General features: G+C 61.2%; 12 protein-coding genes. 5 read left to right on the top strand and 7 right to left on the bottom strand.

The genetic code is table 11. The features are described from left to right. Positions 1-30: 30 nt before the first annotated feature. Positions 31-2,883 (top strand): glycosyltransferase, encoded by a 2,853-nt coding sequence (locus SxD43FB_RS09235; RefSeq protein WP_096061919.1) that lies wholly within the window; start codon positions 31-33, stop codon positions 2,881-2,883. A gap of 10 nt (positions 2,884-2,893) precedes the next feature. On the opposite strand, the gene queA is transcribed toward SxD43FB_RS09235, so the two are convergent. The 5 genes from queA to SxD43FB_RS09210 all read right to left on the bottom strand — a co-directional run bounded on the left by queA (position 2,894) and on the right by SxD43FB_RS09210 (position 6,566). Then, entirely contained in the window at positions 2,894-3,928 is a 1,035-nt protein-coding gene (gene queA / locus SxD43FB_RS09230) for a tRNA preQ1(34) S-adenosylmethionine ribosyltransferase-isomerase QueA (protein WP_096061918.1), read from the bottom strand. Positions 3,929-4,040: 112 nt separating this feature from the next. Continuing rightward, a complete protein-coding gene (locus SxD43FB_RS09225; RefSeq protein ID WP_069066529.1) occupies positions 4,041-4,781 on the bottom strand; it encodes a peptidylprolyl isomerase in 741 nt (246 codons plus the stop codon). 92 nt (positions 4,782-4,873) lie between these two features. Next, the gene (coaD, locus tag SxD43FB_RS09220; protein ID WP_096061917.1) at positions 4,874-5,386 is read right to left on the bottom strand and encodes a pantetheine-phosphate adenylyltransferase; all 513 of its coding nucleotides are present in this window, start codon (positions 5,384-5,386) and stop codon (positions 4,874-4,876) included. 5 nt (positions 5,387-5,391) lie between these two features. Continuing rightward, complete coding sequence (locus SxD43FB_RS09215; RefSeq protein WP_096061916.1) at positions 5,392-6,300, bottom strand: farnesyl diphosphate synthase; 909 nt, start codon at positions 6,298-6,300, stop codon at positions 5,392-5,394. Positions 6,301-6,305: 5 nt separating this feature from the next. Next, entirely contained in the window at positions 6,306-6,566 is a 261-nt protein-coding gene (locus SxD43FB_RS09210) for an exodeoxyribonuclease VII small subunit (RefSeq protein WP_037476479.1), read from the bottom strand. Between the two features lie 181 nt (positions 6,567-6,747). Here SxD43FB_RS09210 and SxD43FB_RS09205 point away from each other — a divergent pair, with 181 nt between their 5' ends. Then, positions 6,748-7,131, top strand: a complete 384-nt coding sequence (locus SxD43FB_RS09205) for a hypothetical protein (protein WP_037476478.1) — start codon at positions 6,748-6,750, stop codon at positions 7,129-7,131. 167 nt (positions 7,132-7,298) lie between these two features. Here the strand turns inward: SxD43FB_RS09205 and SxD43FB_RS09200 are convergent, their stop codons facing one another. Next, positions 7,299-7,616 (bottom strand): hypothetical protein, encoded by a 318-nt coding sequence (locus SxD43FB_RS09200; RefSeq protein ID WP_096061915.1) that lies wholly within the window; start codon positions 7,614-7,616, stop codon positions 7,299-7,301. 416 nt (positions 7,617-8,032) lie between these two features. Here SxD43FB_RS09200 and purL point away from each other — a divergent pair, with 416 nt between their 5' ends. Next, positions 8,033-10,300, top strand: coding sequence for a phosphoribosylformylglycinamidine synthase subunit PurL (gene purL / locus SxD43FB_RS09195; protein WP_096061914.1), 2,268 nt, complete (start codon positions 8,033-8,035; stop codon positions 10,298-10,300). A gap of 179 nt (positions 10,301-10,479) precedes the next feature. Then, a complete protein-coding gene (locus tag SxD43FB_RS09190) occupies positions 10,480-10,809 on the top strand; it encodes a GIY-YIG nuclease family protein (RefSeq protein ID WP_096061913.1) in 330 nt (109 codons plus the stop codon). 110 nt (positions 10,810-10,919) lie between these two features. Here SxD43FB_RS09190 and SxD43FB_RS09185 read toward each other — a convergent pair whose 3' ends face one another. Beyond that, positions 10,920-11,690 (bottom strand): methyltransferase domain-containing protein, encoded by a 771-nt coding sequence (locus tag SxD43FB_RS09185; RefSeq protein WP_096061912.1) that lies wholly within the window; start codon positions 11,688-11,690, stop codon positions 10,920-10,922. Between the two features lie 62 nt (positions 11,691-11,752). Between SxD43FB_RS09185 and SxD43FB_RS09180 the strand changes: the two genes are divergently transcribed. Then, complete coding sequence (locus tag SxD43FB_RS09180) at positions 11,753-12,976, top strand: DUF418 domain-containing protein (protein WP_096061911.1); 1,224 nt, start codon at positions 11,753-11,755, stop codon at positions 12,974-12,976. Positions 12,977-12,982 lie beyond the last annotated feature (6 nt).

Genomic DNA, 12,982 nt, shown 5'->3' with positions numbered 1-12,982 from the left:
CAATTCTGTCATCCCATCTACGGAAGTCCGATGTTTCAACAAGGCGAACGTAACTATTCTGGGCCAGGAATTGGAAACTCTGATCATATCATGTCCGATAATGCGCTGATATTGCATATATGGCATATCGATACAGTCGAAGAAATACGACGACATGTCGATTTTTTTCCTGACGAGACCGATCAATTCGTTACATTTTCAAACGACATCGATTCAGCGCAACGATCCTATATCGAGCGATCCTTCCCCCATGCGCGATTATTCCCCGTAAAAAATATAGGGCAGGATTTCGGTGCCCTGTTGCAACTGCGCACTATGGTCGATCTCTCCAAATATGATTTCCTGTGCAAAATACATTCCAAGAAGGGTCTGAAAGAACCAGAAGAATGGCGAAAAACACTGTTGCAGGGCGTTTCATCTTCGAGCCATCATGTCGGACATATTATCGAATATTTTAGGAATTTTCCGAACATACTGATTGCCGGATCGCGACACCTATATCTTTACGGCCCGAAGAACTTGTTCAAAAATGGACCTAATATTGAAAATTTATTTGGGTCGATATTGAATGATTTTGATTTTCGAAAGGAGGATTGGGGCTTTATCGCTGGATCCTGCTTCTGGTTCCGGCGCTCCATCCTGGATGCCATCGCGCAATGTCCAATCGATTTTGAAGAAGCATCCTATACCGATGATGGCCTGTCGGCGCATGCACTCGAACGCATGTTCGGCATGGTGGCGACGATCATGGGCGGCCAGATATTATTGAGCGACACGTGCGGCTTTTCCCCTCGCCTCGCCGTTGAAACCGCATTCCCCCATGACCTGCCAAGGGAGGTCGTATCGATCAAACAGACCCTTGCGACTCTGGCCATCGCCAGGTCACGGGCACGCCCCAGGCCGTTGCAGGGAAGCCTTGATCTCCATCCCCGCGCGGCCGTGATAAGAGGCTGGCTCGCCGCGCCAGATGACCCCTGCCCGCGCGATGTCATCCTGCGCTGCGAAAATGTGGAAATCCGCGTCATCGCCTCGGTCTTTCGCCAGGACTTGAAGGATAATAACATCAACGAAGGACGGCACGCCTTTCACGTCAATGTCCCGCGCAACCTGGTCGATGGTAGCACGCATGACATCGCGCTGATCGACGCCGCCACGGGCCAGTTGGTCACGACCCGCAGTTGTCGATGGGAACGGCCAATACGAGCCTACAGGAATTTTGACGAATTTCTCCGCTGCTCGATGATCCAGCCGATGATTCCCGTGCCCTTCATGGATGAGGACAAGCGCTGTTTCGCCGTGATGGAGAATATCGCCGATCATCTCGCCCGACAGGCGCTGGCGCTTGAACAGCCGCCGCTCGTGTCAGTGATCATGCCGATCTATAATCGTGCCGACATTCTAGGCGAAGCGATCCAGTCGATCTCGTCCCAGCAATATCGCAATTTTGAATTGATCATCATCGATGACGGCAGCGAGGATGACAGCGTCGCCGTCATTCGCGGCATAGACGACCCCCGCATCCGACTCATTCCTTTGTCACGCAATGGCGGGCAGTGCAAAGCGCGCAATATCGGTGTGACATTGTCCGACGGGCAGATCATTGCCTATCTCGACAGCGATAATATGTGGGACGATCGGTATCTTGCCGCTACCGTCGGTGCCTTCGTGGAACTGCCCGAAGCCGACGCGATCGCCACGGGCCAATTCCTGTTTCGCGGTAATGACAAGGAGCCCTTTGCCGCTCGATACGGTCATTTGAACAAGGCACTGGTGGAAAATAATAATTATATTGATCTCAACTCGCTTGCCCATCGCCGTAGCCTCGTCGCCGACATCGGTGGACTGAACGAACAGTTGATCCGCTATGTCGATTTCGATTTCATCCTGCGCATCATGGACAAAGCGAGTTTGTGGACCGTTCCCGTCCTGTTGACCCAATATCATTTCGATCGCGCGGAAAATCAGGTCACGCGCGTCCATGATCGCCCCAATGACATGACATTATTAAGACGCGAATTCCAAGATCGCATGGCGGCCCGCCTGTCCAAGCAAGATCTGAGCGACCTTCACCATCCGGTCAGCGTCATCATTCCCAACTGGCAATCATTGGAGGATATCAATCAGTGCCTGGATGCGCTCTGCGCGCGCGATTGGAAGGGCCAGTTGGAGATCATCGTCGTCGACAACGGATCGGATCACGATGTTGTTGATCGGCTGCGCCAACGCCGGGATGCGGGGCAGTTGCGATTGATCGAGAATAACGAGAATTACGGCTTCAGCTATGCCGTCAACCAAGGCATTGCCATTGCGCGCGCCGACGCCGACATTTTGCTGCTGAACAATGATGCCATCGTGCAGCCAGGATCAGTGCAGGCTTTGCAGCAAGCGGCCTTCGCCCTGGCTGACGCGGGCATCACGGTGCCGCGCCAGATTCTGCCGCCGGGCACCAAGACGGTGCAACAACATGCGCCCTATGCCAATCCTGCCTATGCGGCCGACGTCAACCTTTCTGCCCATCATCGAAACATCCTGCGGGTTGATGTCTATCATGATGGTGGGCCGGTCGAACTCCATTATGCACCCTTTTTCGCTGCCTATATCCGGCGTCCGGTCATTGAGAGCATAGGGCCGCTGGACGCTGAATTCGGCCGCCACTACCGCTCCGACCGGGCCTATTGCGACTTGATGCGGACGTTTACCGGCAAGAAAATCTATTATGTGCCCGACGCGCATGTCATCCATAAACTCCAGCGCGCGACCGAAACCCTGCGCGCGGATACGGCGGGCAACACAGCCTTCGACCTGATGTTTCATCGCAATCAGTGGAGCGCGGCGGACCGCAAGCGACTGGGCTACCGATCAGCGGTCTGGGACATATTTTGAATTATGCCCCTTACCCAGCGGGCAACAGCAAACTCGAATCGCCATAGCTATAGAAACGATAACCGCTGCCGATGGCATGGGCATAGGCGGCCTGCATCCGGTCGCGGCCCATCAGCGCCGAGACCAGCATGAACAGGGTTGATTTGGGCAGGTGGAAATTCGTCATCAGCCCGTCGATCGCGCGGAAGCGGTAGCCGGGGGTGATGAAAATGCGGGTTTCGTCGGCAAAGGGATGGATGATGCCGTCTTCGCTCGCCGCGCTTTCCAGCAGGCGCAGGGACGTCGTGCCGACCGCGATCAGGCGACCGCCCGCCGCGCGCGCGGCGTTCAGCCGGTCGGCGGTGGCCGGTTCGATCCGACCCCATTCGGCATGCATGCGATGGTCGTCGGTATCGTCGGCCTTGACCGGCAGGAAGGTGCCCGCGCCGACATGCAGCGTCAGCGTTTCCGTCAGCACGCCAGTCTGCGCCAGCGCCGCCATCAGGTCCGGCGTGAAATGCAGCGCGGCGGTGGGGGCGGCGACCGCGCCATCCTCGCGCGCGAACATGGTCTGATAATCGCTGACGTCGCGTTCGTCGGTCGGGCGCTTGCTGGCGATATAGGGGGGCAAGGGCATGCGCCCCGCGCGCTCCAGCAGCACTTCCACCGCTTCTGTGCCTTCGAAGTCGAGCGTCACGCCACCATCTTCGTCGCGTGGCCCGGCGATCGCGGTGACGCCTGCGCCGAAGTCGATCCGGTCGCCATCCCGCACCCGCTTGGCATTGCGCAGGAAGGCCTGCCATTGGCGGAGGCCCAGGCGCTTATGCAGCGTCGCGCCGATCCGCGCTTCGCCGCGCGTGCCTTCCAACTGGGCGGGAATGACGCGGGTGTCGTTGAAGACCAGAACATCACCCGCGCGCAGCAAGCCCGGCAGGTCGCGTACCGTCAGGTCGGCGAAGTCTCCTGCCCCCGGCACCAGCAACAGCCGCGCGGCATCGCGCGGGCTGGCGGGGCGCAGCGCGATATTTTCCGGTGGGAGGTCGAAGTCGAACAGGTCTACGCGCATCGGTCTATCTGTTTCGTGTGATCAAGCCAGTGACCGTTCGTGTCGAGACGGGCGCGCCGCTGCGCGAGCGGCTTCTCGACTTCGCTCGAAGCGAACGGAAAGCTGTGGCCTATTATTGTTCCGGTGCAGGCGCAGTGATCGAGGGGGCGGCGGGGGCGGCCATGCCGGGCATCGGCGTCGTCACCGGCGGCTTGCCGTCACTTTCGATCGAGGCCTGCAAGATCGTGCTGGGATTGGCGGGTGGTTCGCCCTGCGCGATCGAATCGACATATTGCATGCCTTCGATCACGCGACCGAAGACGGTATATTTCTTGTCGAGTTGCATCCGGGGCAGCAGGACGATGAAGAACTGGCTGTTGGCGCTGTCTTCACTCTGCGCGCGCGCCATCGACAGGGTGCCGCGCAAATGCGGCATCGGATTGAATTCGGCCTTGAGGTCAGGGAGTTGCGATCCGCCGGTGCCGTCGCCCTTGGGGTCGCCGCCCTGCGCCATGAAGCCGGGGATGACGCGGTGGAATTTGAGGCCATTATAGAAGCCCTGGCGCGTCAGTTCCTTGATCCGCTCGACATGCGCAGGCGCGATGTCGGGGCGCAACTGGATGCGCACACGGCCGCCGGTCGACAGGTCCAGATCCCAGATATTCTGCGGATCGGCCGGCACGGTCGCGGGCGGCAGCTTGGGGGTCAGGTCGGTTTCCAGCGACTTGGCATTGTCCTGCGCGCGCACGGCGGCCTCGGCCCGCTTCGCTTCGTCACCCCCGCCGCCACCGGGCGCACCCTGCGCATAGGCAAAGCCGGAGGTTGCGAGGGCGACACCGATCGCCATGGTCTTGAGCGCGCAGGTGAAACGCATGAAGCAGACTTCCTTGATCTTATGGGCATAGGGCCAAGCCGCCCTGATAGCGCGCTGATCGCGATTGGCAACTGAACGCAAGCTGAGCGGCGTTATACGTTGCCCTTCCGACCTATCGCATCGACCCGCGCCACGACTTCGTCGCGCACGGCGGGACTGACGAATTTGTGGATCGGCCCGCCATAGAGCGCGATCTCCTTGACCAGGCGCGACGCGATCGGTTGCAGGCAGACGTCCGCCATCAGGAAAACGGTTTCCACGCGCGCATTGATCTGCTGGTTCATGCCCGCCATCTGATATTCATATTCGAAGTCGGCAACGGCGCGCAGGCCACGCACGATGACGCTCGCCCCTTGCGATTCGGCAAAGTCCATCAACAGCGAATTGAAACCGATGACGACGATGTCGGCGTCGATTCCCGCACATTCGCGCCGCACCATGTCCAACCGCTCTTCGTCGGAGAACATGGGCGACTTGGCGATATTGGTCGTGACCCCGATCACCAGCTTGTCGACCAGCTTCGCGCCGCGCCGGATGATGTCCATATGGCCCAGGGTGATGGGATCGAAGGTGCCGGGATAGACGCCGATACGCTGTTTGCTCATGGGGCTTAGCGATCCCTTTCGATGATATAGTCGGCGATGGCGCGCAACAGGTCGGCCTCCGCGCCATAGCCGTGCAGATGCGCCTTGGCCTGATCGACCAGCATATGCGCCTGCGCCCGTGCGCGATCGACGCCCAGCAGCGACACGAAGGTTTCCTTGCCCGCCGCGGCATCCTTGCCCAGCGCTTTGCCGGCGAGGTCCGCGTCGCCCTCGACATCCAGCAAATCGTCGGCAATCTGGAAAGCGAGGCCGATGTCGCGGGCATAGCCATGCAGGCTGGTGCGCGCGTCCACCGGGATGCGCGCCATGATCGCCGCCGCTTCGACGCAGAAGGCGATCAAGGCCCCGGTCTTGAGATTTTGCAGGCGCGTGACGGTGGCGAGGTCGAAGCGCGATTTTTCCGCCTCCAGGTCCATCATCTGCCCGCCCGCCATGCCCGCCGGACCACTCGCCAGCGCGAGCGCCCTCACCAGATCGATCCGCACGAACGGGTCGGCATGAGTCTGTTCGTCGGCCAGGATTTCGAAGGCGACATCGTGCAGGCAATCGCCCGCCAGGATGGCGCTGGCTTCGTCGAACGCCTTGTGGACGGTCGGCTTGCCGCGGCGCATATCGTCATCGTCCATCGCGGGCAGATCGTCATGGATCAGCGAATAGACATGGATGCACTCGACCGCCAGGCCGACCCGCAGCGCCGATTCGCGCGCGATGTTGAACAGGTCGCAGGTCGCTTCGACCAGTAGGGGCCGCAGCCGCTTGCCGCCGCCGATCGCGGCGTGGCGCATCGCTTTATAGAGGCGCGCGCGCGCATCATCTGGCACGGGCAAGAGCAGGTCGAACGCATGATCGATCCGCGCGGCGACATCGCGCGATCGGCTGGTCAGCAACGCCGCCGACGAAACATCCCCCCCCATGCCGCTTAGTCCGCGCCGAACGGCTGCGCGCCGGTCACCGCGCCATTGGCGTCGACCGTCAGCTTGGCGATCCGCGCCTCGGCGGCCTGCAGCCGGTCGGCACAGCGTTTGCGCAACGCTTCCCCCTGGGCATAGAGCGAGATCGACTCATCGAGCGGCACATCGCCGCTTTCGAGCCTGCGCACGATCGATTCGAGGGCGCGTAACGCATCCTCGAACGAAAGCTGGGTGGGGTCCGGGGCTTGCGTGCTGCTGTCGGTGGCCATGGCCATGCATTGACCGCCACCGCTCGCCCGGTCAAGCCCGCAGCGGACAATCGGGCATATGCCTTATGGTTCGGACAGTCCACTGACTGCACTGCGGCATGACGTCATATCAAGCGCATGGCGGGAATAGCGCAGTTTTGCGTTGACGCATCATGCTGCACACGCACATAAAAGGATCGCTATGAAATCTTATATCACCCTGATCGCCGCCGCGAGCCTTGGCTTGCTGTCCGCCTGCAACCAGAATGACGAACCTGAAGTCGTGGGCGGCCCCGCCGACCCGATGGCTGCGGAACTCGCCAATGCCGCGCCCGTCGAGCTGCCGCCGTCGGTCAAGGCCAACAAGCAGTTCCGCTGCAAGGACAACAGCTTGCTGTTCGTCGACTATATGAGCGACGACAAGACCGCGCTGCTGCGCACCGAAAAGGGCGGCGCAGCCACCACGCTGAAGGCGGCCGAAGCCGGTCAGCCCTTCACCGCCGAGGGCGGCTACACCATCGACGGTTCGGGCGACAATGTCACCATCACCGTCCCTGGCAAGAGCGCGCAGGCCTGCCACGTTTAAGGCGACCTGATCCTTTCAACCATTTCCAGGCCGGACCGCCCCTAACGGTCCGGCCTTTTTCTTGTCTGCGCATTGGGGGGCTTCGCCCATTTACCGACATTAAGTTCGATGCGTCGCAGAAGACTGCACAATACCCACTCGACGTTAAGCGCGTCGCTCAGCGCACTTTAGAGCAGATTATCGACAAACATGATTAGGCCAGCTTCTTCGTAGAGCGCACCACGTTCTTTGGTTACGTCCTCGAATCTAGCGACGTCAAGAAGGTCGAACTCATGGATGCTCTCGTTTAGACACTGGATCGTGATGGACCCGCGATAGCGCCAGCTGTAGCCCTCGTTGCCGTTGTTGCCGACGTAGCACCCGCGCACTGCACCCTCAACGAGAATCCCGTCCTTCATAATGACGCGTACGATACCGCCGAGCGGCATTGTTTCGTTCAAACGAGCCAAGTGAATAGCTTCTGCGTCGTTGTCGCTCCAGCGCATGTCCGTCTCTCTCCTGCATATGGCATAAACTTTGTCAGGGCTAACAACGCCGTCAGATGATATGACATGGGCGGGCGCGGCGTCGGAAGCAAGCCCCTCACATGTCGCGGCCGGACCACGGCAATGTTAACTCAGGCCTTCTATCCGCGAGGATGTGACTGTAACGCAGTCAGGGTCATGTCGGCAGAAGGCATTCCGCAGGTCTGCCAATCGAATCCGCTTTCCACCATTTCTCGCCATCCAGAGAACGCCGACACGCTCCTCATGTCTCTGCGCCTCTGCGCGCAATGGCAGCAGGCAAGCGCGGAAAAGGCGCGCCCACTTCTTATCCCGTTTCTCCCGCCCGATCGACGCATGTCCACCAAAGCATGCACGCCGCCATTGCCCTCCGCCCACGCCCCCGCTAAAGGCGCGGCATGTCCAGCACCGCCACCCAGATCACCCCGGAAATCGTCGCCGAACATGGCCTCAGCCCGGAAGAATATGACCGCGTCTTGAACGCAATCGGCCGCGAGCCGAACCTGACGGAACTCGGCATATTCTCGGTCATGTGGTCGGAGCATTGCTCGTATAAATCCTCCAAGATCCACCTGATGAAGCTGCCGACCACCGGCCCGCAGGTGATTTGCGGGCCCGGCGAAAATGCCGGCGTCGTGGATATTGGCGATGGGCAGGCGGCGATCTTCAAGATGGAGAGCCACAACCACCCCAGCTATATCGAACCCTATCAGGGCGCGGCGACGGGCGTTGGCGGCATCCTGCGCGACGTGTTCACCATGGGCGCGCGACCGATCGCCAACATGAACGCGCTGCGCTTCGGGCGGCCCGACCATCCCAAGATGCGCCACCTGATCAGTGGCGTCGTGCGCGGCATTGGCGGCTATGGCAATTGCGTGGGCGTGCCGACTGTCGGCGGCGAAGTGAATTTCCACCCCGCTTATGACGGCAATATCCTGGTCAACGCCATGACCGTGGGCATCGCCGACACCGACAAGATCTTCTACAGCGCCGCATCGGGCGTGGGCAATAGCATCGTCTATGTCGGCTCCAAGACCGGGCGCGACGGCATCCATGGCGCGACCATGGCCAGCGCCGATTTCGGCGACGACGCCGACGCCAAGCGCCCCACCGTGCAGGTCGGCGATCCCTTCACCGAAAAGCTGCTGATCGAAGCCTGCCTTGAACTGATGGCGTCGGACGCGATCGTCGCGATTCAGGATATGGGCGCGGCGGGCCTCACCTCCTCCAGCGTCGAAATGGCGTCGAAGGGCGGCGTCGGCCTCCTGCTCAACATGGATGCCGTGCCGCAGCGCGAAACCGGCATGACCGCCTATGAAATGATGCTCTCCGAATCGCAGGAGCGCATGTTGATGGTGTTGAAGCCCGGCCGCGAAGCCTTTGCCGAAGCCATTTTCCACAAATGGGAACTGGATTTCGCGATCATCGGCGAAGTCACCGACAGCGGCCGCATGGTGTTGGTCCATCATGGCGAAACCGTGTGCGACATTCCGCTCGCCCCGCTGGCCGACGACGCGCCGCTCTATGATCGTCCGTCGATGCCGATGGACGACTATAAGGCCTGGTCAGGCGTGAAGCCGCTCGGCGACATCCCCGATTCCACCGACATCGGCGCGGACCTGCTCAAACTGATGGGCAGCCCCGACATCGCCAGCCGCCGCTGGATCTGGGAACAATATGACCATATGGTCGGTGCCGACACCGTCCAGCGCCCCGGCGGCGACGCAGCGGTCGTGCGCGTCCATGGATCGAACAAGGGCATCGCAATCAGCACCGATTGCACCCCGCGCTATTGCTATGCCGACCCCTATGAAGGCGGCAAGCAGGCGATCGCCGAATGCTATCGCAACCTGAGCGCGGTCGGCGCGACGCCGCTGGCGGTGACCAACTGCCTCAACTTCGCCAACCCGCAGCGCCCCGAAATCATGGCGCAATTGACGGGTTGTCTGGATGGCATGGGCGACGCTTGCCGCGCATTGGACTTCCCGATCGTGAGCGGCAATGTGTCGCTCTATAATGAGAGCAAGGCGACCGGCGGCGGGAGTGCGATCCTGCCGACCCCTGCCATCGGCGGGATCGGCTTGCTGGCCGATGTGGATGTGATGGCGACGGTCGCGTTCAAGAATGAAGGGGATGTTCTTCTCGTCGTTGGCGGCAAGGGGTATGGAACGGACCTTGGACAATCGCTTTGGCTGCGCGAAATACACGGGCTAGAAGCGGGGTCGCCTCCACCCGTCGATCTTCAGCAGGAGCGCCTTGCAGGTGAGTTTATCCGGACACTCATCGCAGAACAGTGTATTTCGGCCGTTCACGACATTTCCGATGGCGGCCTGCTAATCGCGATTGTCGAAATGGGATTGGCTAGTGGGCTTGGTGCTAGGTTGGACCCTTCGTTCAAAAGCGACCACCTTGAAGATAACCTTCGGCTGAGAACGATGATGTTTGGCGAAGACCAAGGTCGATATGTGCTGGCCGTGCCAAAGGAAATCTGGAGCAGCGTCGCTGACCGAGCGCATAAGACGGGACTGGCTTGCAAATGGTTGGGTTCCGTAAGTGGCAAGACAATCTCAATCTATGGTGGCCCAAACCAGTGGTCATGGAAGCTCGCCGACCTGCGCGCTGCGCATGAAGGCTTCTTCCCCAAACTGATGGACAGCGAACTCTAATCCCAACATCCTCGTCGTCCCCGCGAAGGCGGGGACCCAACTATCCCCCTCCACCTTGATAGGCGTCGCATGATCGGGTCGCCCCAAATCGCCCCCTCATTGCGCAACCGCATGCCAGCCGCTCGATGCGCCATGGGTTCCCACTTTCGTGGGAACGACGGGTGGTTTAGGCTGGGCGAATGCGCCTCCGCGAGCCCTGCGTTTACATCTTGGCCAGCCAGCGTAACGGTACGCTCTACATCGGCGTGACCTCCGACCTGATCACGCGCATCCATCAACATCGTATCGGGGCCGTGCCGGGCTTTACCCATGATTATAGCGTCAACCGCCTGATGTGGTTCGAACAGCACGGCACGATGGACGAGGCGATCCGGCGCGAAAAGCGTTTGAAGAAATGGAACCGCGCCTGGAAGGTCGCCCTGATCGAAGAACGCAACCTGCACTGGGACGACCTTGCCATCCCGCTCGGCTTCGAACGCCTTCCCGAAACTGATGGACACGGTAGCTAGGCGAGACCTGTTTCCTACAGCCCCGCATTTCGCTATACTTGTGCCTGACACGTTCCGATAGGATCGCTCACGCGCAAGAAAATGTCTGATTCAGCGGGAAATATGCGAAGTTAAGGCTTCAGCGATGTTACCCGGCCCAGCAGCAACGCATAGCTGTCGCACCCGCCGCCAGCGTCATAAGCCGCCATCACGCGCCGCAATGTGCCGACGTCCAGCGGTTGCCGCCCCTCGCCCGGCACGACCGCGCCGATGCCCTTGAGATGCGCCAGCAGCGCCCGTGCGCCAACACCATCAAGCGGGACCGTTTCATCGAACGCGAAGGCGTCGTCATACCCCGCCAGCATTGCCCGGAGCGCCGCCAAGGTCGGATAATCCGGCACTCCGCTGGCGACACCGCAGGCCGCGTGAGCCGCGCGCCATTGCGCGAAACTGCCTTGCCCCATGGTCGAGAAGATCAGGCTGCCGCCCGGTCGCAACAGGCCCGCCAGCCGCGCGATCGCGCCCGCCAGATCATCGAACCATTGGAAGGTCAGGCTGGACAGGATAAGGTCGAACCACGGCCCCTCGAAGATCGGCGCTTCGCCGTCCATCGTCAGGAACCGGCCCGCAACTAGCCCGCCGGACGCTGCCTTGGCCAACATGCCGGGCGACAAGTCGGTCACCACCAGTTCTGCGCCGGGCCAGCGCGCCTGCACATCGCGAGTCAGAAAGCCGGTGCCGCAGCCGATTTCCAATATCCGCTCTACCCCATGGGGTTTTTGCCGCTGCGCCAGGTCCGCGACGAGCCTAGCCGCCAGCCGTTGCGGTTCGGCATGATCCTCATAGCAGTCCGCCGCCGCGCCGAACGCATCGCTTATACGTTGCTTGCGGGCATCAATCATGGCTAGGCGAATGGCAGAGCCAGCCCCGCTTGACCAGTCACCCCAAGAGGAAATCGCCGCCCATGACCCCTGCCCCCCGCATCCCCGCCATGGACGTGCTGCGCGGTTGCGCGGTGATGGGCATAGTGTGGATGAATATCAACGCCTTCGCCCTGCCCCAGACCGCTTATTTCAACCCGGCCGCGGTCGGACCGCTTTCGGGTGGCGATATTGGTTTCTGGGCTGTCAGCCTGATATTGGTCGATGGCAAGATGCGCGGCCTGTTCGCGCTGCTGTTCGGCGCGTCGATGCTGTTGCTGATCGACCGGGAGGAAATGGCGGGTCGCGACGGTCGCCGCGCGCAGATGGTCCGCGCGGGTTGGCTGTTCGTCATCGGCGCCGCGCATTTCCTGCTGCTGTGGTGGGGCGACATTTTGCGGGTCTATGCGCTGGTCAGCCTGTTCGCGCTGCTGTTCGTGCATCTCGAACCGCTTGCGCTGATCAAGCGTGCCTTCCTGTTCTTCCTGCTGCAATTCCTGCTGGTCGCGGCGTTCATTGGCAGTCTCTACCTGTGGAGCCATGCCGCTGGCCTACCGGACGCCAGCGCCGCCACCCGCGCTGGTTTTGTCGATTTCATGGGCACTTTGTCGGACCCGGCCAGCCCCGCCATCCAGAGCGAGATCGCCACCTATCGCAGCGACTATGGCACGATATTGGCGCACAAGATTGCGGGGATTCCGGGCGAATGGCTGTGGGGTTTCCTGTTTACGGCGTTTGAGACGCTGGGCTTCATGCTGCTTGGTATGGCGATGCTCAAGGGCGGCTTTCTGACTGGCCAGTGGGACAGCGAACAATATCGTCGCACCGCGCGCCATTGCTTCCTGATCGGCGTGCCGCCCATGGCGGCGCTGGCGCTGTGGGTGTGGTGGAGCGGATTTGCGCCGCTGCCCGCCTATGGCGTGGCACTGACCTGGTCGCTGCCGTTCCGCATTCCGTTGACCGTGGGTTGGGCGGCGCTGATCCTGTGGCTCCTGGCGCGTCATCGGGACCACAGCCTGGCCGCGCGGCTCGCCGCGACCGGGCGGATGACGCTCAGCAATTATCTCGGCACCAGCCTGGTCATGACCGCCATCTTCTATGGTTGGGGACTGGGCCTGTTCGCGCATGTACCCCCGGCGCTGCTGCCGTTGTTCGTCCTCGCGTCCTGGGCGGTGATGTTGCTCTGGTCGCCCTGGTGGGCGGCGCGCTTTGGCCAGGGACCGATGGAGCGGGTGTGGCGCGGGCTGGCGCGGATCGGGCAGCGGTGAGGGTCG

The sequence above is a fragment of the Sphingobium sp. D43FB genome (assembly GCF_002312805.1).
GTDB lineage: Bacteria > Pseudomonadota > Alphaproteobacteria > Sphingomonadales > Sphingomonadaceae > Sphingobium.
This window is presented reverse-complemented; position numbering and strand designations above follow the sequence as displayed.